At 70.2% G+C, this 22,605-nt stretch carries 24 protein-coding genes; 12 read left to right on the plus strand and 12 right to left on the minus strand.

Annotation, left to right across the window (positions count from 1 at the left end):
- The first annotated feature begins 52 nt into the window (after positions 1-52).
- From ACIBF5_RS17560 to ACIBF5_RS17570, 3 genes are all read left to right on the plus strand, one after another.
- Positions 53-370 carry a hypothetical protein gene (locus ACIBF5_RS17560; RefSeq protein WP_396812735.1) on the plus strand — a complete coding sequence of 106 codons (318 nt, stop codon included), beginning with the start codon at positions 53-55 and terminating at the stop codon, positions 368-370.
- A 233-nt stretch (positions 371-603) separates the two neighbouring features.
- Complete coding sequence (locus ACIBF5_RS17565; RefSeq protein WP_396812737.1) at positions 604-1,050, plus strand: response regulator; 447 nt, start codon at positions 604-606, stop codon at positions 1,048-1,050.
- A gap of 210 nt (positions 1,051-1,260) precedes the next feature.
- Positions 1,261-1,821 (plus strand): ATPase, encoded by a 561-nt coding sequence (locus tag ACIBF5_RS17570; RefSeq protein ID WP_396812739.1) that lies wholly within the window; start codon positions 1,261-1,263, stop codon positions 1,819-1,821.
- Between the two features lie 43 nt (positions 1,822-1,864).
- Here ACIBF5_RS17570 and ACIBF5_RS17575 read toward each other — a convergent pair whose 3' ends face one another.
- The 3 genes from ACIBF5_RS17575 to ACIBF5_RS17585 all read right to left on the minus strand — a co-directional run bounded on the left by ACIBF5_RS17575 (position 1,865) and on the right by ACIBF5_RS17585 (position 5,105).
- Positions 1,865-2,785, minus strand: a complete 921-nt coding sequence (locus ACIBF5_RS17575) for a hypothetical protein (RefSeq protein ID WP_396812740.1) — start codon at positions 2,783-2,785, stop codon at positions 1,865-1,867.
- Positions 2,786-3,066: 281 nt separating this feature from the next.
- Positions 3,067-4,383, minus strand: coding sequence for an MFS transporter (locus ACIBF5_RS17580; RefSeq protein WP_396812742.1), 1,317 nt, complete (start codon positions 4,381-4,383; stop codon positions 3,067-3,069).
- Positions 4,380-5,105, minus strand: coding sequence for a Clp protease N-terminal domain-containing protein (locus ACIBF5_RS17585; protein WP_396812744.1), 726 nt, complete (start codon positions 5,103-5,105; stop codon positions 4,380-4,382). Before ACIBF5_RS17585 ends, ACIBF5_RS17580 begins: the two co-directional genes overlap by 4 nt.
- 103 nt (positions 5,106-5,208) lie before the next feature.
- Here ACIBF5_RS17585 and ACIBF5_RS17590 point away from each other — a divergent pair, with 103 nt between their 5' ends.
- The gene (locus tag ACIBF5_RS17590) at positions 5,209-6,153 is read left to right on the plus strand and encodes an endonuclease/exonuclease/phosphatase family protein (RefSeq protein WP_396812745.1); all 945 of its coding nucleotides are present in this window, start codon (positions 5,209-5,211) and stop codon (positions 6,151-6,153) included.
- Between the two features lie 40 nt (positions 6,154-6,193).
- On the opposite strand, the gene ACIBF5_RS17595 is transcribed toward ACIBF5_RS17590, so the two are convergent.
- Positions 6,194-6,613 (minus strand): OsmC family protein, encoded by a 420-nt coding sequence (locus ACIBF5_RS17595; protein ID WP_396812747.1) that lies wholly within the window; start codon positions 6,611-6,613, stop codon positions 6,194-6,196.
- A 176-nt stretch (positions 6,614-6,789) separates the two neighbouring features.
- On the opposite strand from ACIBF5_RS17595, the gene ACIBF5_RS17600 reads away from it, so the two are divergent.
- From ACIBF5_RS17600 to ACIBF5_RS17635, 8 genes are all read left to right on the plus strand, one after another.
- Complete coding sequence (locus tag ACIBF5_RS17600) at positions 6,790-7,497, plus strand: copper resistance CopC family protein (RefSeq protein WP_396812749.1); 708 nt, start codon at positions 6,790-6,792, stop codon at positions 7,495-7,497.
- A 238-nt stretch (positions 7,498-7,735) separates the two neighbouring features.
- Positions 7,736-7,867, plus strand: a complete 132-nt coding sequence (locus ACIBF5_RS17605) for a hypothetical protein (RefSeq protein ID WP_396812751.1) — start codon at positions 7,736-7,738, stop codon at positions 7,865-7,867.
- Positions 7,864-7,953, plus strand: a complete 90-nt coding sequence (gene kdpF, locus ACIBF5_RS17610) for a K(+)-transporting ATPase subunit F (RefSeq protein ID WP_121153428.1) — start codon at positions 7,864-7,866, stop codon at positions 7,951-7,953. Before ACIBF5_RS17605 ends, kdpF begins: the two co-directional genes overlap by 4 nt.
- Entirely contained in the window at positions 7,954-9,609 is a 1,656-nt protein-coding gene (kdpA, locus tag ACIBF5_RS17615) for a potassium-transporting ATPase subunit KdpA (RefSeq protein ID WP_396812753.1), read from the plus strand. It abuts the gene before it with no gap.
- Between the two features lie 23 nt (positions 9,610-9,632).
- Entirely contained in the window at positions 9,633-11,828 is a 2,196-nt protein-coding gene (gene kdpB / locus ACIBF5_RS17620) for a potassium-transporting ATPase subunit KdpB (protein ID WP_396812754.1), read from the plus strand.
- Entirely contained in the window at positions 11,828-12,709 is an 882-nt protein-coding gene (locus ACIBF5_RS17625) for a potassium-transporting ATPase subunit C (protein WP_396812755.1), read from the plus strand. The genes kdpB and ACIBF5_RS17625 overlap by 1 nt, the downstream gene beginning before the upstream one ends.
- 46 nt (positions 12,710-12,755) lie before the next feature.
- Positions 12,756-15,299, plus strand: coding sequence for a DUF4118 domain-containing protein (locus ACIBF5_RS17630; RefSeq protein ID WP_396812757.1), 2,544 nt, complete (start codon positions 12,756-12,758; stop codon positions 15,297-15,299).
- Positions 15,300-15,348: 49 nt separating this feature from the next.
- A complete protein-coding gene (locus ACIBF5_RS17635) occupies positions 15,349-16,032 on the plus strand; it encodes a response regulator (protein ID WP_396812759.1) in 684 nt (227 codons plus the stop codon).
- 53 nt (positions 16,033-16,085) lie between these two features.
- On the opposite strand, the gene ACIBF5_RS17640 is transcribed toward ACIBF5_RS17635, so the two are convergent.
- The 8 genes from ACIBF5_RS17640 to ACIBF5_RS17675 all read right to left on the minus strand — a co-directional run bounded on the left by ACIBF5_RS17640 (position 16,086) and on the right by ACIBF5_RS17675 (position 22,306).
- Positions 16,086-16,688, minus strand: coding sequence for a hypothetical protein (locus ACIBF5_RS17640; protein WP_396812761.1), 603 nt, complete (start codon positions 16,686-16,688; stop codon positions 16,086-16,088).
- The gene (locus tag ACIBF5_RS17645) at positions 16,685-17,209 is read right to left on the minus strand and encodes a DUF6286 domain-containing protein (RefSeq protein WP_396812763.1); all 525 of its coding nucleotides are present in this window, start codon (positions 17,207-17,209) and stop codon (positions 16,685-16,687) included. Before ACIBF5_RS17645 ends, ACIBF5_RS17640 begins: the two co-directional genes overlap by 4 nt.
- 4 nt (positions 17,210-17,213) lie before the next feature.
- Complete coding sequence (locus ACIBF5_RS17650) at positions 17,214-17,600, minus strand: hypothetical protein (protein ID WP_396812765.1); 387 nt, start codon at positions 17,598-17,600, stop codon at positions 17,214-17,216.
- A complete protein-coding gene (locus ACIBF5_RS17655; RefSeq protein ID WP_396812767.1) occupies positions 17,597-18,103 on the minus strand; it encodes an Asp23/Gls24 family envelope stress response protein in 507 nt (168 codons plus the stop codon). The genes ACIBF5_RS17650 and ACIBF5_RS17655 overlap by 4 nt, the downstream gene beginning before the upstream one ends.
- Positions 18,104-18,171: 68 nt before the next feature.
- The gene (locus ACIBF5_RS17660; RefSeq protein ID WP_396812769.1) at positions 18,172-18,372 is read right to left on the minus strand and encodes a hypothetical protein; all 201 of its coding nucleotides are present in this window, start codon (positions 18,370-18,372) and stop codon (positions 18,172-18,174) included.
- A gap of 132 nt (positions 18,373-18,504) precedes the next feature.
- The gene (locus ACIBF5_RS17665) at positions 18,505-19,947 is read right to left on the minus strand and encodes an MFS transporter (protein WP_396812771.1); all 1,443 of its coding nucleotides are present in this window, start codon (positions 19,945-19,947) and stop codon (positions 18,505-18,507) included.
- Positions 19,948-19,978: 31 nt separating this feature from the next.
- Entirely contained in the window at positions 19,979-20,215 is a 237-nt protein-coding gene (locus ACIBF5_RS17670) for a hypothetical protein (RefSeq protein ID WP_121153411.1), read from the minus strand.
- Positions 20,216-20,431: 216 nt separating this feature from the next.
- Positions 20,432-22,306: a S8 family peptidase gene (locus tag ACIBF5_RS17675; protein WP_396812773.1), complete on the minus strand. Its 1,875-nt coding sequence runs from the start codon at positions 22,304-22,306 to the stop codon at positions 20,432-20,434.
- Positions 22,307-22,605: the final 299 nt, after the last annotated feature.

The following is a 22,605-nucleotide window of genomic DNA, read 5'->3' on the forward strand; positions in this document are numbered from 1 at the left end:
ATGATCGAGCTGGACCGTCAGACTTCCGAATGCTCGCGGAAGGAAGGTCGTCATGAGGCGGATCATCGAGATCGTCCCCGCCCGTCCCGGATGGTATTCGCGTTGGCGTGTGGCTCCGGATGTCACGCGTTCCTATCCGGTCACCGTCTGGGCGCTGGTGGAGGACGTGGACGAGGCGGGCCGAGAGGTGATCGGTGTCGACTCGGTGGGGCAGTGGCCGGGCGCGGACGACAACGAACCCGGGGTCGACTTCGTCCGTTATCTGTTCCAACCACCGGACACGGGTGAGCCGGACGACGCGGACCAGGCGCGGAGCACGTCCGGTAGCGGGGTTCCAGCGGAGTTGCTGCAGCCCACCGCATCGAGCTGACAGTTTGCCGGGCGGCCGGTTCCGGGATTCCCGGAGCCGGCCGCCCGGCGTCTCACCACTGCCGGTGGGACCGGTACGCGGCGACCGGTTGAGCAAAGTGGAAACCGACACGGGGGACGAGGTTGTTTCGGCACTCGGCGCGTACCCTGGCGGCAGGGCAATCGACCGATGCGTGTGAGGATCGGCGGCACCGCTGCCTCAGTTCCCTCCCCGCCAACCCTAGGCAGGTACGCATGGGCGTCCACACCACCGCTCCGGTCCGGATCCTCGTCGTCGATGACGACCCCGGCGACGTGCTGATGATCGAAGAGGCCCTCGTCGACTCCGACGTGCAGAAGGCCATCGACGTGGTCAGCGATGGCCAGGAGGCGATGGAGTTCCTCCGTCGGGAGGGACGGCACTCGGCCGCGATCCGTCCGGACGTGATCCTGCTGGATCTCAACATGCCGAGAATGGACGGGCGGCAGGTGCTCAGCGCGGTCAAGGGCGACGAGGACCTGCGGACGATCCCGGTCGTGGTGCTGACCACGTCGAACGCGGACACCGACATCATCGGCAGCTACACCCTCCAGGCGAACGCCTATGTCTCCAAACCGATCGACCTGGACGACTTCAACAGTGCGGTGCGCCGGATCGACCAGTTCTTCGGTCGAGTCGCGGTACTGCCCCGGCGGCGCTAGACGGTTCCGGCTCGGGCCGGTGTCCCGGAAACGGTTGAACCGGCCCCGGGCCGCGGCATTGTGGCAGTTCGTCGCGGCTGTCGCAGCGGTGACGGCGTCTTGCCGGCAGCGCCGCTCGAATGATGAATAATTTTGCGATTCTGCCCCGATGGGCCAGTGGGCTGGCGAGGATCAGATGGGAAGGAAGACACGCTGCCTGGGGGGCAAAGCATGGACTTCACCATCGCGAAGATGGGCTATGACCGGGATCAGGTTGACTCGTACCTGGAGGACCTGAGTGAGCGGTTGGCCGCATTGGCGAGGCCGGCCGACGTGACGTCCGCACCCGACGACGAGCTGATGCGCGTACGGCAGGAAGCGGCCCGGCTGCACGGCCTGCTCGGCGGCGGCACGGCGGGGCGCCGAGGCCCGGACCGGATGCGTGAGCTGTTGGCGGTCGCGGAGCAGGAGGCGGCCCAGTTGCTGGCCCGGGCCCGGGGCGAGCTGACCGCGGCGCAGGAGGAGGCCCGGCAGTTGCGGGACCAGGTCTACGCCGAGGCGGTGCAGGCCCGGCGCGATTTCGAGGCCGCCCTGCACGCCCGGCGGATCCGCGAGGAGCAGGTTGACCACATCCTGCGCGACGTGACCGTGGTGAGTACGCCGTCGGACGATGCGGTCAACGCGTCGACCGGTACGGCTGTGCCGGCGACCAGGGCGACCGAGGACGAGCACCCGGCGGAGGGACGCCCGCAGCCCACCTCGGCCGAGAGCCTGGACCGCGCCCAGGTCTGAGGCGGGTTCGCCGGAGGGGTCGGGGCGACCGGTCGAGTGGGCTTCAGACGAGCGCGTTCACGATGGTGGTGGCCCGCTCCTCGTGCTGGGCGTACGCGTCGGGGAACGCGGAGACCTGGACGGCCTGGGCGGCCCCGCTGATGCTCATCTGTTGCCAGCCGGGGATCTGCAGCAGCGCCTGGAAGAACGCCTCCGCCGCGTACGCCGGGCGCATGAGGTCGGCGACCGCGCCCCAACCACTGCTGGTGCGTTGCTGGAACAGCCCGACCGAGTCGAAGTCGTATCCCGTGCCCTGGTTGGGCAGTTCCAGCGACTCCGGCAGCGCGGGGTTGGCCAGGTTGTAGAGGTTGCTCTCCTGCATCGCGGTCGCGATGGCGACGATCAGCCCACGTTGTGGGATGCCGAGCTTGATCCCGACCTTGACGATGGCGGCGGCGTTGTCCATCTGCGCCTGGTCGAGGCCGGCGACCGGCTTCGGCTTCAGGGGTGCGGCTGGCTTGCGCAGGGCCGGCTTGGTGGTCGGCTTCACCGACGCGGAGACGCTCGGCGTCGGCGTGGCGGGAGTTGTCGGGATCGGCGCTCGCGGACTGTTCCGGGATGCGGCCTGTTCCTGGGCGGCAGCGAGGCGCTCGGAGAGCGCGGTCGTGTCCGCCAGGGTGGCGTGCAGGGGCGCGGACTGGGGGGTCGCCGCACGTGACTCGGTGAACGCGACGAAGCCGAGGCAGCAGGTGAATCCGGTGACCAGGGTCAGCCGGACCGGGGTCGAGGTGACCAGGGTGCGAATCCTTGACTTACGTGCCCGGCGGCGCGTGGCGCGGCGCGACGGCGAGCGGAGGAATCGTCCCCGTCCCCCGGTCGGGGACCGGTGCCGGCCAGTTGACCGATCATCCGTAGGGGGCTCAGCCGGACGGATAGGTGCGGGGTTGGTCGCCGGCTCACGCTTCGTCTCGTCGTTGGGATGCACTCGCCGAGGCTAGGCAATGCCAGCCGGTCGTGGGTCGACCGCAGCGGTGGCGTCCGCCACAGTTTCCCCTGGTCAGCCGGTCATCGGGCGGCAGCCCAGGGCGGCCGGGCGGCATCGTCGCAAGACGGGAATGCCGGTTATGTCTGTCCTTATCAACACGCTGCACGCACCGATCTCCGTCTCCCGTTGCCATCAGCTCCAGGCGTGAGACTCGGATGATCGGCCGAGATTCGCGCACCCGTTCGGCCGTCGACGGAGGCTCGGTCGGACGAAGCGACGGATCATGCCCGGCAGTGTATCCGTATCCTCGACCGGCCGATCGGGGTGCCGACCGCGCTGCCTGCGACCAGCAGGCAGCCGGCCCCGATGAGGAGAAAGACCCGGGCCGACCCCCACTGTCCGGCCGCCGCCGTGAACAACGCCGCGCCCAGCGGGCCGGGGGCGGTGTGGATGGTCCAGAACGCCGAGGTGACCCGACCGAGCAGCGGGTCCGGCGTGATCTCCTGGCGCAGCGAGAGCGAGCAGATGCCCGCCAGGCTCGTGCCGAACACCACCACGGCGACGAGCGCCGCAACGGTACGGGCGTCCGCGGCGCCGGCGAGCAGGGCGATTCCCGTACCGGCGAGCGCGTACGAGCCGATCCAGCAGACGCCGAAGCCGAGACGGCGACGGGCCGGGGCGACCAGGAGCGAGGCCACGATGGTGCCGAGCGCGGCGGTGGCGAGTACGTAGCCGACCGTCGCGTCGGACCGCCCGAGCCCCTGTTTGAGGTGGTAGACGTAGAGGTCGGTCAGGCCGAAGGTCAGGAACGTGAGCGCCGCCAACCGGCCGGTCAGTGCCCGCAGGACGGGCTGCCGCCAGAGGAAGGCCACCCCGACCAGCAGATCGCCGGTGACGGGTCGCCGCCCGGCCGTCGGGCGGTCGTCGCCCGCGTCCGCTCGTGCCGAGTCGGCCGGATCCTCCCGCTCCGAGGCGGCGGAAGGTGCCGTTGGCGGCGAGCCGGGCCGGCGGAGACGGATCAGGCACAGCCCGAGTGCGGAGACGGCGAAGGTGCCGGCGTCCACCCCGATCGCGGCAGCCGGGCCGAGCAGGGCACAGAGGCCGCCGGCGAGCATCGGTCCGACCACCCCGGCGCAGGCGTAGCTGGCGAAGAGGCGCCCGTTAGCCTCGGTTATCCGGGCGGCCGGCACCAGGCTCGGCACCGCGCTGACGTACCCGACCTGGAAGACCATTGCCACGGCGCTGCCCAGAGGCATGATCACGTACAGCAGCCAGAGCTGTGGGGAGCCCCACCAGACCAGCGGAACCAGGGCGTAGAGCGGGACGCGTACGGCGTCGCACCAGATCAGTAGCCGACGCCGGTCGATCCGGTCGACCAGCCCGCCGGCGAAGATCCCGGCGACGATGCCGGCCACACCGGAGACGCCGGTGAGCAGGCCCATCCGGCTGACCGAGCCGGTCGCGTCGAGGACCAGCAGCGGGATGGCGACGTACGAGAACGAGGCCCCGCCCACCGAGAGGGTCTGCACCAGCCAGAAGACGAGGAAGTCGCGGTCGCGCGACAGCGGTCGCTCCGGTCCGGCCAGCGTGCTGCTCATCCGGCTGACCCGGCCCGGGCGTACGCCTCCACCACCCATGCCTCCACCGCCTCGCGGGTGACGCCCAGTGCGACCAGCACCCGCGCACCGGGCTCCGTTGGTCGGCGGAGCAGGCCGAGTAGCAGGTGTTCCGTGCCGACGTAGTTGTGTCCCAGACGCAACGCCTCCTGGAAGGTCAGGTCGCGCACCCGCTGGGCGCCGGGGGAGAGGGTGAGTGGTCCGGGCCGGGGCGCCCCGGGCGGGTCGAGGGTGGCCCGGGTGGCGGCCCGTACGGTCTCGGTTGGCGCGCCGAGCCCTAGCAACGCCCGTACGGCCAGGCCGTCCGGCTCGTGCATCAGTCCGAGCAGCAGGTGTCCGCCGTTGACCTCGTCGTGCCCGGCCTGCCGTGCCTCTTCCTCCGCCCGTTCCATCACGTTCCTGGCTCGGTCGGTGAACCGGGCGAGTACGCCGGGAGGCAGCAGGTCGGCAGCTTCCGCCCGTTTCGCGACGAACCGTTTCTGTGCCGCCTGTTTGCTGACCCCGAGGCGTCGGCCGATCTCCGCCCAGGAGGCTCCGTCCTGACGCGCCAACTCCACGAAGTGCCCGACCAGGTGGTCGGCCACGTCGCCGAGGTATTCGGCGACCAGGTTCGCGTCCGAGAGGCGTTCCAGTGCGGGTCCGTCAGGTTCGCGGCCGACGACGTACGTGATCAGCTCGTCCAGTCGGGCAGGTGGTCCGGCCATGGGTCAACCATAGGTTGACGATGTGGCGAAAATCAACCACTGGTTGACGCTCATGGGATGGGTACCGGATACGCGGCGCCAGGGCGGCGATACGATACGGACAGTGGCCGCGAGCGAAACCAACCCTGTCGATCCGGGACCGGCGCAGCCGTCGCGCGGTCGCCGTGGCCTGTTCGTCGCGGTCGCCGCCGTGGTGCTGGCCGCGGTGATCGTCGGACACCGACTGATCCCCAACGTGGCCGGACTGGGCAGTTTGGTCGACAGCGGCGCCCCGTTCCTCGGCCTCGGTATCCCGGTGTTGGCCCTCGCCGCCCTGCTGCGCCGGTCGCGGCTGGCGCTGCTCACCGTGTTGGCGCCGGCGCTGCTCTGGGCCGGCCTGTTCGGCACGGCCTGGCTGCCCTCCGGTGGTGGTGGCACGGTCGCGCTCCGGGTGGCCAGCCAGAATCTCCGCATCGGCAATCCGGACCCGGTCGCCACGGTGAGCGCGCTCGCCACCACCGATCCCGACCTGATCGGGCTTCAGGAGGTGGGCGGCGACATCCGGGGGTCGGCCGCACTGCGGGAGCGGTATCCGTACCGGGCGACCGAGTCCACGATCGCTCTCTGGAGCCGTTTCCCGGTGCGGGAGCATGTCGGCGTCGACACCGGGCTCGGCTGGAACCGAGCCCTACGCGCGGTGGTGGAGACCCCGCAGGGCGACGTGGTGGTGTACGTCGTCCACCTCGGCTCGGCGCGGGCCGGCGACACCGCCACCCGGGACCGTACGGTCGGCATGCTCGCCGCGACCCTGCGCCGGGAGTCCGCCGAACGGCTGATCGTGCTCGGTGACTTCAACACCGCCAGCACCGACCGGGCCATCACCCCGCTGACCGACCTGCTCGCCGACGCGCAAGCCGACGCCGGACGCGGGTTGGGCTTCACCTGGCCGGCGGCGATGCCGGTCACCCGTCCCGATCACGTGCTCTACCGGGGCCTCACCGCGGCGTCGGCGGGTGTGGTCCGTACCCCGGCCAGCGACCACCGTGCGGTCACCGCCGGTTTCCGGTAACGCACCCTGACCGTCCCGGGACGGTTCGGCCGGGTGCCGGTCAGCGGTCGCTGCCGTTCGCCGGGGTCACCGTGAGGGTGTGCCGGCCACCGCCGTTGCTGGAGAAGGGCCAGAGCCGGTCGGCGGAGTCCGCCAGCCTGGCCAACTGCTGGCGGGTCAGCCCCACCGCGGCGATGCTCGCCCGTACGTCGGCGTGGTAGCACCCGTCGGGATCGCGGCCGAGTCGCGCCTGCGCCCGTACCTGCACCGTGTGGGCCTCGTCGCTGACCGTCGTCGCCGCCTCGACCGCCGCGTGGTGCAGACAGGCGGCGAACGCGGCGGCCAGCAGCTGCTCCGGACTCAGCCCGTTGCAGTGCGGCGCGAGCGGAGAGGCCAAGGTCGTCGAGAATTCCCCGTCACCGGTACGCAGCTGCCCACCTGCTGCGGTGGCCGTGGCCTCGCGGACCCACGATTCCGGCATCGCGTACCCCCTGTCGCTCCTGGCCGGGCTACCCGGCCGACCCGCTGTGAAACACCGGTCGTCAGCCGGGTGGCCCGTCGGCCGGGGAACCGTCGGTGCCCGCGCGTCGTCGCTCGTCGATACCGCTCGTCCGCCGGCGCTGGCACCGGCATCGGCGGATGACTATGGTGTGGCGCATGCGTAGCGCCGTGGGTCGTGTTGTCACCCTCCTCGCCGTGGCCGTGTTCGTGGCGGTCCCGCCGCTGGTCGTCGGGGCCTCGGCGAACGCGGCCTCGGCGAACGCGGCGCGGGTGGAGGCGGCACCGGTGGAGATGGCGCGGGCGACCCTGCGGGAGAGCACCCCGGGCGCGAACCAGACCGTCGATCGGCTGCCCGAGCTGGTCACGCTGGTCTTCGACGAGTCCCCGGCGGCGGTGAAGATCACCGTGACCGGGCCGGACGGGACGGACGTGGTCTCCTCGCCACCGAACATCAGGGGCGTCGGGGTCCGCCAGCCGGTCCGGCCGGGCGCCGCCGGGCGGTACACGGTCCGCTACGAGATGTCCCCGGTGACCGGCCCACCCGCCGTGGGTAGTTTCGACTTCACGGTCAGCCAGGCGGGCCCGGCGCCCGCACCCACCGGTGCGGCCCCGCCCACAGCCCTGCCCGCTCCGTCGGTCGGCGCCACCACCACAGCCGCAGCGGCGAGCACCTCCGCCGGCATCGCACCCGCTCCCGGTGCGACCTCCCCGGCCGCCGGCACGTCCGCGCCGTCGGCCCGCGCGGCCCGCGACGGTGGCGGGACGTCCACGCTCGCGGTGGTCATCCTGGTTCTGCTCGGCGTGGCTGCCGCCGCCAGCGTGGTGCTGGTCCTGCGGTCGCGGACGGGTCGCGGCACCGCCTGACCCCTCGGCGGCACCGGCCGGGGCGAAAGGCCCCATGCGGGCAGTTCCCGCAGCATCGCCGGCTGTCTGATTCGCCCTGGCGTATGGCTGGTTTCGCCGCCGCACATTACCACCAATTCGCTTGTTCTCGCGTCAAAACAGGCGCGACTGTCAAGGGAACGTCAAGAAGGACCGGCGTGGCGTAGCGGGATCGTCATAACCCGGCACCCCTCGGGATGCGGTGCGTTTCCATGGTTCGGTGCGGTCACTCATGGCCGCGATGAACCCGCGATTGAGGAGACGTTCGGTGATCGACGTCGTGTTCGTGCTGCTGACAGTGGGACTGTTCGCGGCCCTTGCCCTGGTGGTCCGGGCGGTGGAGCGGCTGTGAACGCTGTCAACCTCGTCGGTCTGATCCTGTCGGCCGCGCTGGCTGTCTTCCTGGTGGTAGCCCTCCTGTTCCCGGAGCGTTTCTAGATGAGTACGACAACCGCGGGCGTGATCTTCATCGTCGTGCTCGCCGCCGCACTGGTCGCGGCCTACCGCCCGTTCGGCGACTACATGTACAACGTGGTGGCCGGCACCCGGCACTCACGGGTCGAGCGCGGCATCTACCGACTGATCGGTGCCGACAAGCGGGCCGAGCAGTCCTGGGGCGTGTACGCGCGCAGCCTGCTCGCCTTCTCGGCGATCTCGATCCTCTTCCTGTACGCGTTCCTGCGCCTGCAGGACAAGCTCTGGCTCTCGCTCGGCCTCGACCCGGTGACCAACCACGTCGCCTGGAACACCGCCGTCTCGTTCGTCACCAACACGAACTGGCAGGCGTACTCCGGTGAGTCGACCATGGGTCACCTGGTGCAGATGGCCGGTCTGGCGGTGCAGAACTTCGTCTCCGCCTCGGTCGGCATCGCGGTGGCGGTCGCGTTGGTACGCGGCTTCGCCCGCAGCCGGACCGACAAGCTCGGCAACTTCTGGGTCGACCTGACCCGGATCACACTGCGGATCCTGCTCCCGATCTCGGTGGTCGGAACGATCGTCTTCATCGCGGCCGGCATGGTGCAGAACCTGCACGGCGGCACCGACGTCACCACGCTGACCGGCGGCACGCAGACGCTCACCGGTGGTCCGGTCGCCAGCCAGGAGATCATCAAGGAACTCGGCACCAACGGCGGCGGCTTCTACAACACCAACAGTGCGCACCCGTTCGAGAACCCGACCACCTGGACCAACTGGCTCCAGCTGTTCCTGATCTTCGTGATCCCGTTCAGCCTGCCCCGGGTCTTCGGCCGTCTGGTCGGCCAGAACCGGCAGGGCTACGCGATCGTCGCGGTCATGGCGATCCTGGCCATCGCGAGCATCGCGCTGACCAACGCCTTCGAGTTGATGGGTGACGGCACGGTGCCGCACGCTGTCGGCGCGGCTATGGAGGGTAAGGACGTCCGGTTCGGCATCCCGAACTCGGCCACCTTCGGCGCGGCGACCACGCTCACCTCGACCGGTGCGGTGAACTCGTTCCACGACTCGTACACCGCACTCGGCGGCATGATGCCGATGTTCAACATGATGCTCGGTGAGGTAGCTCCCGGTGGTGTCGGCGCCGGCCTGTACGGCCTGCTGATCCTCGCCGTGATCACGGTCTTCGTCGCCGGCCTGATGGTCGGCCGGACCCCGGAGTACCTGGGCAAGAAGATCGGCGCCCGGGAGATCAAGTTCGCCTCGCTCTACTTCCTGATCACACCAACACTGGTGCTGGTGGGTACGGCGCTGGCGTTCGGTACGGGCAACAACGCCACCGCGCTCAACGTCGGTCCACACGGCCTCTCCGAGGTCCTCTACGCGTTCACCTCGGCGGCGAACAACAACGGGTCGGCGTTCGGCGGTATCACCGTCAACACCGGCTGGTGGGACACGATGCTGGGGCTGGCGATGCTGTTCGGTCGCTTCCTGCCGATCATCTTCGTGCTCGGCCTGGCCGGGTCGCTCGCCCGGCAGAAACCCGTACCCGCTTCCGAGGGGACGCTGCCGACCCACCGCCCGCTCTTCGTCGGCATGGTCGTCGGCGTGACGGTGATCCTCGTGGCGCTGACGTTCCTGCCCGCGCTTGCGCTCGGCCCGCTGGCCGAGGGCCTGTGACAGACATGCTGAGGAAAGAGAACATGACTACCACTCCGCTGGCCCCCGCCTCGTCGGGTGGGCGCCCCCCGTCGGGCGGGTCCGGCGATCCGAGCAGTCGGATCGGCGGTGGCCTGCTGGACCCGAAGCAGATGCTCCGTTCCCTGCCGGACGCCGTTCGCAAGCTGAACCCGGGCACTCTCTGGCGTAACCCGGTCATGCTGATCGTCGAGGTCGGCGCCGTGTTCACCACGGTGCTGGCGATCGCCGACCCGACCGTCTTCGCCTGGCTCATCACGGTCTGGCTCTGGCTGACCGTGCTCTTCGCCAACGTGGCCGAGGCGGTCGCCGAGGGACGAGGCAAGGCACAGGCCGCCACGCTGCGGCAGGCGAAGAAGGACACCGTCGCCACCCGGCTGGTCGGCTGGTCGCCGAACACGCCGGCCAGCCGGTTCAAGGACGAGGCGGTCGCCGCCACCGAACTGCGCCTGGGTGACATCGTGCTGGTTGACGCCGGCCAGATCATCCCGGGTGACGGCGATGTGGTCGAGGGAATCGCGAGCGTCGACGAGTCGGCCATCACCGGTGAGTCCGCGCCGGTGATCCGGGAGTCCGGTGGTGACCGCAGCGCGGTCACCGGTGGCACCAAGGTGCTCTCCGACCGGATCATCGTGAAGATCACCCAGAAGCCGGGGGAGAGCTTCATCGACCGGATGATCGCCCTGGTCGAGGGTGCGAACCGGCAGAAGACGCCGAACGAGATCGCGCTCAACATCCTGCTCTCCGCGCTGACCATCATCTTCCTGCTCTCGGTGGTCACGCTCCAGCCGCTGGCGATCTTCTCCAAGGCGTTCCAGGGCGCAGCCCCGGACACCGCGGCGGTCGACGCCCACGGCGTCACCGGCATCGTCCTGGTGTCGCTGCTGGTCTGCCTCATCCCGACCACGATCGGCGCCCTGCTCTCCGCGATCGGCATCGCCGGCATGGACCGTCTGGTCCAGCGCAACGTGCTGGCGATGAGCGGTCGTGCGGTCGAGGCGGCCGGTGACGTGGACACCCTGCTGCTGGACAAGACCGGCACCATCACCCTGGGCAACCGGCAGGCATCCGAGTTCCTGCCGGTCGAGGGGGTGTCGTCGGCGGAGGTCGCGGACGCCGCGCAGTTGTCCAGCCTGGCCGACGAGACGCCGGAGGGGCGCTCGGTGGTCATCCTGGCGAAGAACGAGTACGGCCTGCGGGAGCGGGAGGCCGGAGTGATGCCCCACGCCACCTTCGTGCCGTTCACCGCGCAGACCCGGATGAGCGGTGTCGACCTCGGCATCGAGGGCGGTGCCGACGGCGTCCGGCAGATTCGTAAGGGCGCCGCCGCGGCCGTCATGAAGTGGGTACGCGAGAACGGCGGTCACTCGACCGAGCAGGTCGGCGACATCGTCGACGGGATCAGCGGCAGCGGTGGAACCCCGCTGGTGGTGGCCGAACGTGTCGACGGCCAGCCCGCCCGTGCCCTCGGGGTGATCCACCTCAAGGACGTGGTCAAGAGCGGTATGCGGGAGCGCTTCGACGAGATGCGCCGGATGGGCATCCGTACGGTGATGATCACCGGTGACAACCCGCGTACGGCCAAGGCGATCGCGGACGAGGCCGGGGTGGACGACTTCCTGGCCGAGGCGACGCCGGAGGACAAGCTCGCGCTGATCAAGCGGGAGCAGGAGGGTGGCCGACTGGTCGCGATGACCGGTGACGGCACCAACGACGCCCCGGCCCTGGCCCAGGCGGACGTCGGCGTGGCGATGAACACCGGTACGTCGGCCGCGAAGGAGGCCGGCAACATGGTCGACCTCGACTCGGACCCGACGAAGCTGATCGAGATCGTGGAGATCGGCAAGCAGTTGCTGATCACCCGGGGCGCGTTGACCACCTTCTCCATCGCCAACGACATCGCGAAGTACTTCGCGATCATCCCGGCCATGTTCGCCGGAATCTACCCGTCCCTGGACACCCTCAACATCATGCGGTTGTCCAGCCCGACCTCGGCGATCCTCTCCGCGGTCATCTTCAACGCGATCGTCATCATCGCCCTGGTACCGCTGGCCCTGCGGGGCGTGCGTTACCGGCCGAGCAGCGCCTCCGCGCTACTCGCCCGCAACCTCTGGTTGTACGGGCTCGGTGGGATCGTGGCCCCGTTCATCGGTATCAAGATCATCGATCTTATCATCCAGTTCATCCCGGGGATTTCGTGATGCGTCTACCTTCCTGGATCGCCCAGCATTTGGCCGCGTTCCGCGCGGTGCTGGTCTTCACCGTCCTGCTCGGCCTCGCCTATCCACTCGCCATGGTCGCGGTCGCGCAGATTCCCGGACTGCACAGCCGGGCCGAGGGCTCCCTGGTGCAGACCGCCGACGGCAAGACGGTCGGCAGCCGGTTGATCGGTCAGCTCTTCACCGACGCCGACGGCAACCCGGTGGCGCGCTACTTCCAGAGCCGCCCGTCGGCCGCCGGTGACGGCTACGACCCGACCTCCACCAGCGCGAGCAACCTCGGCCCGGAGAGCGTCGTGGACACCCTCGCCGCCAACCCGGACGACGCCTCGCAGAGCCTGCTGACCCAGGTCTGCGAGCGGAGCAAGGCGATCGGCGAACTCGAAGGGGTGAGCGGCGCACGGCCGTTCTGCACCACCGACGGGGTCGGCGCGGTGCTGGTCGTCTTCCACCGGGACGGACTGACCGGTCCGGTCACCCGGGCGGTCAGCGTCAACCAGGCCTGCCCGGCCACCCCGTTCGTCACCACCTACGAGGGGGTGACCGTGGAGTGCGCGCAGATCGACGGGGACTACAGCGGCGGGATCGTCACCCCGATCCGTGGCACCGCGCCGGCCGACCCGGTGGTGCCGGCTGACGCCGTCACCGCCAGCGCCAGCGGGCTCGACCCGGACATCAGCCAGGCGTACGCCCGGCTGCAGGCACCGCGGGTCGCGCGGGAGCGTGGCACCGACGTCGGCACGGTACAGAAGTTGATCGACAAGTACACCACCGAGCGGGCCCTGGGCTTCATGGGCGAGCCGGCGGTGAACGTACTCGAACTCAACCTCGCCCTTGACCGACAGTTCCCCAGCAACCGCTGACCCCGTCCCGGGGCGGCTCCGAACACAGATGCGGCAGGATCGACTGGTGGCACGTGGACAACTGCGCATTCATCTCGGGGCCGCCCCCGGCGTGGGCAAGACGTACGCGATGTTGGAGGAGGCGCACCGCCGCGCCGAGCGGGGCACCGACGTGGTGGTCGGATTCGCCGAGACCCACGGCCGCAAGCACACCGCTGCGATGCTCGGTGACCTGGAGATCGTGCCCCGGCGGACGATGACCTACCGGGGTGTCGAGTTCACCGAGATGGACGTCGACGCGGTGCTCGCCCGCCGGCCGGAGATCGCGGTGGTGGACGAACTCGCCCACACCAACGTGCCGGGCTCACGTAACGAGAAGCGCTGGCAGGACGTACAGGAACTGCTCGACGCCGGTATCGACGTGCTCTCCACGGTGAACATCCAGCACCTGGAGTCGCTCAACGACGTCGTCGAGCAGATCACCGGCATCACCCAGCGGGAAACCCTCCCGGACGACGTGGTGCGCCAGGCCGAGCAGGTCGAACTGGTCGACATGACCCCGGAGGCGCTGCGTCGGCGGATGGCGCACGGCAACATCTACCGCGCCGACAAGATCGACGCGGCGCTTGGCAACTACTTCCGGGTCGGCAACCTGACCGCGCTGCGCGAGCTGGCGCTGCTCTGGCTGGCGGACAAGGTCGACGACCAGCTCGACCGCTACCGCAGCGAGCACGACATCGGTGCCACCTGGGAGGCGCGCGAGCGGGTGGTCGTGGCGCTCACCGGCGGCCCCGAGGGCGAGACCCTGATCCGCCGCGCCGCCCGGGTCGCGGCCCGGACGCCCAAGGGCGCCGAGCTGCTCGCCGTACACGTCAGCCGCAGCGACGGCCTGACCGGCGTCGACCCCACCCAGCTCGCCAAGCAACGGGTGCTGGTGGAGAGTCTCGGCGGCACCTACCACCAGGTGGTGGGCGCCGACATCGCCACCGCGCTGCTCGACTTCGCCCGTGGGGTGAACGCCAGCCAGATCGTGCTCGGCGCGAGCCGTCGCGGTCGGCTGGCGCAGGTATTCTCCCGTGGCGTCGGGGTGACCACGGTGGCGCTCTCCGGGTCGATCGACGTACACCTGGTGACGCACGAGCAGATCGGCCACGGCCGCCGCCCACCGTCGGTCAGCAGCGCGCTGTCCCGGCAGCGGCGACTGAGCGGCTTCGGGTTGGCCGCGATCGGCATCCCGGTGCTGACCGTGCTGCTCCGGCTGCTCGCCAACGACCTCTCCCTGGCCAGCGACATCCTGCTCTTCCTCGGCATGGTGATCGCGGTGGCGCTGGTCGGCGGACTCTGGCCGGCCATGCTGGCGGCGGTGGCCGCCTCACTTGTGATCAATTACTTCTTCACCCCACCGCTGCACGCGTTCACCATCTCGCAACGGGAGAACCTGCTCGCCCTGGTGGTGTTCCTCCTGGTCGCCGCGGCGGTGAGCACGGTGGTCGACCTGGCCGCGCGGCGTACCCGGGAGGCGGCCCGGGCCAGCGCCGACGCCCAGACACTCGCCGTCGTCGCCGGCAGCGTGCTGCGGGGCGCCCGGCCGTTGACCGCGCTTCTGGAACGACTCCAGGAGACGTTCGGCCTCACCTCGGTCACCCTGCTCGAACGCGCACCCGAAACGGCATCCGGACCGGACCGGCAGCGCGATCCCCGAGCCTGGCGGGTGGCCGCCACCGTCGGTGCGACGCCCTGCCTCACCCCGTCCGGCGGGGACGTCGAGGTGCGCGCGGCGGAGAACCTCTCCCTGGTGCTCTGCGGCCGGGTGCTCGACGCCGCCGACCGACGGGTGGTGGAGGCGTTCGCCGCGCAGGCCGCGCTCGCCCTGCGTCAGGAACGCCTCGCCGAGGAGGCGGCGACGGCCCGACCGCTGGCCGAGGCCGATCGGATGCGTACGGCGTTGCTCGCCGCGGTCAGCCACGACCTGCGTACGCCGTTGGCCTCGGCGAAGGCGGCGGTCACCAGCCTGCGCAGCCATGAGGTCGAGTTCGACCAGTCCGACCGGGAGGAGTTGCTCGCCACCGCGGAAGAGTCGCTCGACCGGTTGACCCGGTTGGTGGCGAACCTGCTGGACATGAGCCGACTCCAGGCGGGCGTGCTCGGGCTGTCGCTGACCCCGATCGGGCTGGAGGACGCGGTCCCACCGGTGCTCGACGAGATGGGCGAGCCGGCCCGACAGGTACAGGTCAGCCTCCCCGCGCACCTGCGGGCGGTCTCGGCCGACCCGGGGCTGCTGGAGCGGGTGCTGGTCAACCTGGTCGCCAACGCGCTGCGGTTCAGCCCGCCCGACCGGCCGCCCGCGATCTCGGCCAGCGAGCACGGCGGGCTGGTTGAGCTGCGTGTCGCCGACTACGGCCCCGGGCTGCCGAAGGATCAGTGGGAGCAGGCGTTCATGCCGTTCCAGCGGACCGGTGATCGGGACAACCACAACGGCGTCGGCCTCGGGCTTGCTCTCTCCCGTGGCCTGGCCGAGGCGATGGGCGGCACACTTGTCCCCGAGGACACCCCCGGTGGAGGGCTGACCATGGTGCTCAGCCTGCCGGCGGCCGAAGGAGAACACGAATGACCGAGCCAACCGGCGGCCGACCCGCCCCACGTCGCCTCGGCGGTCAGTCGTGACCCGGGTCCTGGTGGTCGATGACGAGCCGCAGATTCTCCGTGCGCTCCGGATCAACCTGCGGGCCCGGCGCTACGAGGTGGCGGTCGCCGCCGACGGGGCGGACGCGCTGCGGTTGGCCGCCAGCCAGCACCCGGACCTGGTCGTACTCGACCTGGGCCTGCCGGACATGGACGGGGTGGAGGTGATTCGTGGGCTGCGTGGCTGGACCAACGTACCGATCATCGTGCTCTCCGGGCGGGCCGGCAGCCAGGACAAGGTGCTCGCCCTCGACGCGGGCGCGGACGACTACGTCACCAAGCCGTTCGGGGTCGAGGAACTGTTGGCCCGGGTACGGGCAGTGACCCGGCGGACCGCCGGCGCGGGGGATACGGTGGCGGCGGTACTGGTCGGCCAGTACACCGTCGACCTGGCCGCCCGGACGGTTCGTGCCGACGACGGGCGGGAGGTGCGCCTCACCCCGACCGAATGGCACCTGCTGGAGATCCTGATCCGCAACCCTGGCCGGTTGGTCAGCCAACGCCAGCTGCTGCACGACGTCTGGGGACCGCAGTACCAGTCCGAGACGAACTACCTGCGCCAGTACATGGCCCAGTTGCGGCGCAAGCTCGAGGACGACCCGGCACGCCCGCGTCACCTGCTGACCGAACCGGGGATGGGCTACCGGTTCCAGCCCGAGTAGCGGTCGGGGCCCGCGCGTCCGTGGCTGGCTCCCGCTCCTGAGCGCTACCGGGCTCAGTGCACCCGGGCCGCACCGCCGGTGTCCACCCGGGCGGTGATGTCCAGATGCCGTGGGCGCAGACCGGAGGTCGCGGCGAACCGGTCCACCGCCGACTGCACGTATTCACGCAGGGCACCGAGCGGGGCCTGCGGGCTGACATAGAGCTTGATCCGGACCTCCGGGGTGGGCGGGTCGCCGGTCAGCCAGACCGAGGCCCGACGGATCTGCGGGTCCCGGGTGAGGTCCCGTTCCAGCCCGTCCGTGACGGCGGAGCCCTGCACGATCGTGATCCCCGGGCCGGTGTCGTCGCGTTCGGCCCGTTTTCCGGTGACGGCGTTCAGGTCGTACGCGTCCACCCCGGGACGGGACGCCGGGCGGAGCTGTCCGCGCAGCAGGAGCCCGCCGAGGAAGGCGAGGATCAACCCCAGGGCGATGGTGACGATCGGCCCCCACGGCGAGATGTCCCGGTACAGGCCGCGCAACCCGGTCCAGACCAGCGGCGCCCGTTCGTCGATGCCGGGCAGGTGACCCAGGTTCGCCACCACGCCGGCCGCGCCGAGTGCGGTGAGCAGTAGACCGACCACGGTCCAGAGGATGCGGTTGCCAGCATGGCTCATGTGGTCCTCCGTTGCCGTGCCAACTGGATGTCGAGGCGGGCCGCCGGTGGGGCGGCCAGCCGGTCGAGTTCCTGCCGGATCGCACGTTCCACCTGCGGCCGGGTCGCCGGGTCGCCGACCGCCCGGATGCGCGACGACCAGGAGCTGCCGTGCCGACGTACCCGGGCTCGCGCGTCCCGGACGCCGGGCACCCGGTCGGCCGCACCGGCCAGCCGTTTCTCGACCGACCGGCGGTGCAGGTGCCATCCGTCGGCGAGCGGCACCTCAAGCCGTTGTGGGGTCCACGGGCGCAACTGGGTGAGCAGGATCAGCAGGCCGACCACACCCACCGCGATCGCGATCGCGAAGATGATCGGATCGCCCACGGTGGTGCTGGTCAGTGTGTTGAACCAACTCGCCCGGTCGATCAGCAGCGACGGCAGGTCGAGCGCGACCGCCGCGGCCTCGGCGGCGAGCAGCAGGCCACCGCCGAGCAGGATGACGGCCAGCAGCAGCGAGGCCAGCCGGTTGACCACCCGCATGGGTTCACCTCCGCGGTTGCGCGGCCAATGCCGCCAGGTCGATGTCGTCGACCACGACCTCCACCGGGCTATCCACACCAGCCCCGGCCAGCACCGCCCGTACGGCGGCCTGGATCCGTTCTCCGAGCGGCCCGATCGGCACCGCCTCGACCGTCACGTGCACCTCGACCTCGTCACCCAACCGAATGCCGGAGACCTTGCCGCCGGCGTACTGGGTGGCCACCTCGACGGGGCCGCCGGTGGTCAGCTCCCGGACCCCGTCGACCGCGAGTACGGCGTCGCGTACCGCCGTGGCGAGTGCGACCCGGTCGGCCCGGTGCTCCGGCTCGGCCGACCGGGACTTCGCGTCGGCGGGTGCCTTTCCGGTGGCCCGTGACTTCTGCGTGGTCATCGTGACCGCATGCCCGCGTTGTTGCCGCCGGAGCCGCTCATGCCACTGTTCTGTTCTCCGTCCACGAAAACATCGTCGACGTTGATGTTCACCTCGATCACCCTGAGACCGGTCATCGCCTGCACCCGGTCGATCACGTTGCGGCGTACCGCGTCGGAGATGTCGACGATGCTCTGGCCGTACCAGGTGACGATGTCCAGGTCGACGGCGGCCTCCCGTTCGCCGACCTCCACCGACACCCCCTGGGTCGACGCCTCGTTACCGCCCGGTACGAGGTTGCGCAGTTGGCCGACGCGGCGGGCCATGCCGGTTCCCATCGAGTGAACCCCGGGAATCTCCTTCGCGGCGAAGCCGGAGATTTTCGCGACCACCCCCTCGGCGATCAGGGTCTTTCCCGAATCGGTGACGAGCTGGGCCCGCGCCGGTTGTCCGCCGCCGGGGACAAGCTGGTTCGGGGACTTGAGCTTTTCCCGGCCGTCGGTCCGGGTGTCGGTGTCTGCCATCTGCCGCCTCCTGAACTCGTTCCTGGTCCGGTGTCATGACGTCGTCGACGCCATGACCGTTCGGGTGGTTATGAGGAGGGCGAGCGGCGCCGGTTCGCGCTGGCCCGGTCGGCGAGCCCGGCCACCGAGAGGTCGCCGTCGATCACCCTGACCGCGAGCCAGCCGACCAGGCCGGCGAGGACCGCGCCTGCCGCCGCACCGAAGCCGGCGACGGCCCACACCGCCGCGATGAGTAAGCCGATCACGAAGCCGAACTGCTGGCGGGACATTGGTTACCTCCCCGGTGACGGACGCACGGATCGTCGGTTGCATACACCGGTGGGGCGGATACGAACCCGGTTCACCACGTCATTTGAGTGAGCCAGGTCACAGTGTGTGGTGGCGACGTACGGGTTTATCCGTCATCCGCCCTGGCCGGACGGCTCGCCGTGGGCGCGTGCGTCCCGTTCGTGGCGCTGGTCTCGCCGTCCGGCGAGGATGTCCACGAGTGCGGCGACGAACGCGATCAGGACGAAGCCGAGCGCGATGAGCAGGGCGTCCCGGAACGCCCTCGACCATCCGTTGTGGGTCGCGGCGAGTGCGGAGAAGAAGACCGTGCCGACACCGGCGATTCCGGCCGCCGACCCGATCCGTTGTCCGGTCTGCAACATCCCGGCCGCCGCCCCGCCCCGTTCCACCGGCACCTCGGCGAGGGCCAGGGTCTGGTTCGGTGTGATCACCAGTCCGCTACCGATCCCGGCGAGCAGCAGCGGCGCGGCGGTCGCGTACGGTGCGCCCCGGCCCGGCACGAAGTGCAGGGCCACCATGATGCCGACCAGCGCGATCGCGACCAGGACCAGGCCGATCGCGACGAGCGGCCGGCCGAACCGGTTGACGATCCGGCCGCCGAGGATGGCGGAGACCGCGGAACCGAGCGCGAACGGGGTCACCGAGATGCCGGCGGCGAGCGCGCTGTAGTGGAGTCCGTTCTGCAGGAACAGGGTGAAGATGAAGAAGAGCGCGGTGAAGCCGGCGAAGTAGAGCAGGGCGATGAGGCTGCCCAGGCTGTACGACCTGCGCCGGAAGAGTGCGAGGTCGAACAGCGGTTCGCCGTGCCGCCGGTAGCGCCGTTCCCAGCGGGCGAATCCGGTCAGCACCAGTGCCGCCGCCGGGATCAGCAGCCACTTGAGCCAGCCCTGCCATTGCCGTTCCTCGATCAGCGGCAGCAGCAACAGGGTGACGCCGATCCCGAGCAGTAGCACCGCGACCGGGTCGAGGCTCTTTCGTGGTCCCGGGTGGTGCACGGGCAGCACCCGCCGGCCGAAGATGATCGCGGCGATGCCGACCGGCACGTTGACGAAGAAGACCAGACGCCAGCCGTCGTGGGTCCCTACCAACGCGATCAGCAGACCGCCGAGCAGCGGGCCGATCGCGGTCGAGATGCCGATGACCGAGCCGAGCAGGCCGAACGGCCGTCCCCGCTCCGGGCCCTGGAACATCTGCTCGATCATGCCGACGACCTGGGGATTGACAATCCCCGCCGCGGCGCCCTGGACCAGTCGAGCGATGATCAGCCACTCCGGTGAGGTGGCCAGCCCGGCGGCGGCGCTGGTCACCGTGAAGAGGGCGAGCCCGGCGATGAACACGTTGCGCCGGCCACGGATGTCGCCGAACCGGCCGGCCGCGACGAGGACCAGGCCGAAGGTCAGTGCGTACCCGGAGAGCACCCACTGCAGTTCGCTCGGGGACGCTTTGAGCGCCCGTTCGATCGACGGCACCGCGACGTTGACGATGCTCACGTCCAGCAGGGTCATGAACGCCGCGATCAGGCCCACCGCCAGCGCCAGGTTGCGCTGGCGGTTCACCCCGGGCGGGTCCTTGCGGGTGCCCTGGCCGCTAGGCGGCTTGATGTGCGCACCACCGCGGTCCGAAGTCGAGACCGGCCAGCGGCGAATCCTCGCGGTGCAGCAGGTTCTTGGCCGACAGGTTGTGCAACGGCGCGGTCAACTGCTCCTCGGCGAGCCCGGACTCGTCGGCGATCGCCCCCGGGTAGGGAACCTGTCCCTTCGCCTCGAGCGCGGTCACCGCGGCGTACACACGTTCCTCAAGGTCCGATAGCTGTACTTGTCGCATGGAAAGCTCCTCCGCTCGACCACACTGTCGGGCACCTCACGGCCGGGCGGATACCCCGCCACAAGCCGATGATTCCCGACCGGCGAGAGGTATATGAGGGGTTTGCCGTCCTTGCCGTCGTCGGCTTCTCCGGACCCGCCTCCACACCTGCGGTACGGGCCGGAGCCCCGGCGAAGTGCCGGGGCTCCGGTGCGGAGGGTACGACGGACCGTGCCGTCAGAGGGCGAGGGTCCAACTGTTCAGGTAACCGGTGTCGAGGGTGGCCGCGTCCTGCACCCGGAGCTTCCAGGTGCCGTTGGCAGGCTCGCTGGAGAGGTTCACGGTGAAGGTCTGGTTGATGTTGTCGGTGCTGCCGCCGGCGCGGTTGTGCAGCACGTAGGCGCTGCCGTCCGGGGCGATCAGGCTGACGACGAGGTCGCCCTTGTAGGTGTGCACGATGTTGACCGCCACGGTGGCGTTGGTGCGGCCGTTACGGGCGCAGCCGGAGATGGTGATCGAGCTCTCCACCGTGCTGTTGTCCGGGATGGTGAGGTCGTTGCCGTTGGTCTGGGTGCAGCCCGGCGCCCCGTTCACGGTCAGCGAGTACGTGGTCGCCTGGGTGGTGACCGGTCCCGTGCCGGTGATGGTGACCGGGTAGGTGCCGGGCGGGGTGGCGGCGGTGGTGCTGATGGTCAGCGCGGAGGATCCGCCCGAGGTGACCGTGGCCGGGCTGAAGCTGGCGGTCGCCCCGGCGGGCAGGCCGCTCGCGCTCAGCGCCACCGACTGCGGGCTGCCGACGGTGGTGGTGGTGCTGACCGTGGCGGTCGCCGACTGGCCCGGGTTGACCGTACCGGCGGCCGGGGCCACGGCGATCGAGAAGTCCTGGGTCGGCGGGACGACGTTTCCGATGTAGAGCAGCTTGTTCGGGGAACCGGTACCCGGGTTGGTCACCACGCCGTTGGTGGCGTCGTTGACCAGCTTGTCCCGTACCTGCTGCGGTGTGTACGTGGGGCTGGCCGACAGCACCAGGGCGGCGGCGCCGACCACGTGCGGGGTGGCCATCGAGGTGCCGCTGATGGTGTTGGTCGCGGTGTTGCTGGTGTACCAGGCCGAGGTGATGCCGCTGCCGGGGGCGAAGATGTCCAGGCAGGTGCCGATGTTGGAGTACGTCGCACGGGCGTCGTTCGACTCGGTCGCGCCGACCGTGATCGCGTTCGGGGTGCTGGCCGGCGAGACGTTGCAGGCGTTGGAGCTGTACTCGTTGCCGGCCGCGATGCCGTACACCACACCGTCGGCGATCGACCGGGTGACGGCGTCGTTGACGCCCTGGTCGAACGGGCCGCCGAGGCTCATGTTGGCGACCGCCCGCTCACCCGGGTCGTGGTCGCCGGTGACCCAGTCGATGCCGGCGATGACGCCCGCGTACGAGCCGCTGCCGCCGTTGTCCAGCACCCGTACGCCGACCAGGGTGACGCCCTTGGCGACCCCGTAGGCGGTGCCGCCGACGGTGCCGGCGACGTGCGTGCCGTGTCCGTTGCCGTCGTCGGCGCTGCCGCCGTCGACCGCGTCGAAGCCGGTGACCGCCCGTCCGCCGAAGTCGCTGTGGGCGAAGCGGATGCCGGTGTCGATGATGTACGCCCGGACGCCGGCGCCGTTGTTCGGGTAGGTGTAGGAGTTGTTCAGCGGCAGGTTGCGCTGGTCGATGCGGTCCAGGCCCCAGGAGGGGGTCGGGGTTTGGGTCGCCGCCATGTGGACGGTGTGGTTCTGCTGCACGTACTTCACCGACGGGTCGGCGGCGAGTCGCTTGGCGGCGGATTCGGAGAGCCGTACCTCGAAGCCGCGCAGCGCGTGCTGGTAGGTACGGGCGACGCTGCCACCGTGCCGTTTGGCCAGGCTCTTCGCGTTGTCGGTGACCGTGGACTGGGCCACCGAGGCGTCCTTGAACACCACGACGTACGAGCCGGCGACCGCGGTGGCGCCACCGGCCCGCAGGATCTGTCCTTCGGCGGGTGCGGCGGCGACGGGACTGGCGAACGCGACTGCGGCCGTCGCCACGGCGGTGACGGCTGCTCCGATGCGCCAGCGGCGCCCGGGTGACCCTGTGTGTGTCATCCCTTGTGCTCCCCTTCGATGGTCGGCCGGTGGGCTTGTGATCCACCGATCGATGGTTCCGGGTAACTGACTGGAGGAAATGCTAGGGGCAATCCATTGAAATGTAGAGATGTATGATTTGGTGGCCGGGTCGCGTATTCTGTGCTGTTCCGGCTTTTCTGATCGTGGGACGCTCAAGGCACCTGGCGAGGCCAGGGCGCCTGTCGCTTGCCCTCGGGTGAACCTGAGTAGAGCCGGGAAATGGTTCACGTTTGACTGTCGGTGAATGCATTCCGCGACACAACGGGCGCAGGATCCGA

Origin of the sequence: Micromonospora sp. NPDC050417 (assembly GCF_044458865.1) — a bacterium.
Lineage (GTDB): Bacteria > Actinomycetota > Actinomycetes > Mycobacteriales > Micromonosporaceae > Micromonospora_G.

Bases quoted from the DNA above. Each gene is read 5' to 3' on its own strand.
- ACIBF5_RS17560 (WP_396812735.1), top strand. From the start codon at position 53: ATGAGGCGGATCATCGAGATCGTCCCCGCCCGTCCCGGATGGTATTCG.
- ACIBF5_RS17565 (WP_396812737.1), top strand. From the start codon at position 604: ATGGGCGTCCACACCACCGCTCCGGTCCGGATCCTCGTCGTCGATGAC.
- ACIBF5_RS17570 (WP_396812739.1), top strand. From the start codon at position 1,261: ATGGACTTCACCATCGCGAAGATGGGCTATGACCGGGATCAGGTTGAC.
- ACIBF5_RS17580 (WP_396812742.1), bottom strand. From the start codon at position 4,383: ATGAGCAGCACGCTGGCCGGACCGGAGCGACCGCTGTCGCGCGACCGC.
- ACIBF5_RS17585 (WP_396812744.1), bottom strand. From the start codon at position 5,105: ATGGCCGGACCACCTGCCCGACTGGACGAGCTGATCACGTACGTCGTC.
- ACIBF5_RS17595 (WP_396812747.1), bottom strand. From the start codon at position 6,613: ATGCCGGAATCGTGGGTCCGCGAGGCCACGGCCACCGCAGCAGGTGGG.
- ACIBF5_RS17600 (WP_396812749.1), top strand. From the start codon at position 6,790: ATGCGTAGCGCCGTGGGTCGTGTTGTCACCCTCCTCGCCGTGGCCGTG.
- kdpA (WP_396812753.1), top strand. From the start codon at position 7,954: ATGAGTACGACAACCGCGGGCGTGATCTTCATCGTCGTGCTCGCCGCC.
- kdpB (WP_396812754.1), top strand. From the start codon at position 9,633: ATGACTACCACTCCGCTGGCCCCCGCCTCGTCGGGTGGGCGCCCCCCG.
- ACIBF5_RS17625 (WP_396812755.1), top strand. From the start codon at position 11,828: ATGCGTCTACCTTCCTGGATCGCCCAGCATTTGGCCGCGTTCCGCGCG.
- ACIBF5_RS17640 (WP_396812761.1), bottom strand. From the start codon at position 16,688: ATGAGCCATGCTGGCAACCGCATCCTCTGGACCGTGGTCGGTCTACTG.
- ACIBF5_RS17645 (WP_396812763.1), bottom strand. From the start codon at position 17,209: ATGCGGGTGGTCAACCGGCTGGCCTCGCTGCTGCTGGCCGTCATCCTG.
- ACIBF5_RS17650 (WP_396812765.1), bottom strand. From the start codon at position 17,600: ATGACCACGCAGAAGTCACGGGCCACCGGAAAGGCACCCGCCGACGCG.
- ACIBF5_RS17655 (WP_396812767.1), bottom strand. From the start codon at position 18,103: ATGGCAGACACCGACACCCGGACCGACGGCCGGGAAAAGCTCAAGTCC.
- ACIBF5_RS17660 (WP_396812769.1), bottom strand. From the start codon at position 18,372: ATGTCCCGCCAGCAGTTCGGCTTCGTGATCGGCTTACTCATCGCGGCG.
- ACIBF5_RS17670 (WP_121153411.1), bottom strand. From the start codon at position 20,215: ATGCGACAAGTACAGCTATCGGACCTTGAGGAACGTGTGTACGCCGCG.
- ACIBF5_RS17675 (WP_396812773.1), bottom strand. From the start codon at position 22,306: ATGACACACACAGGGTCACCCGGGCGCCGCTGGCGCATCGGAGCAGCC.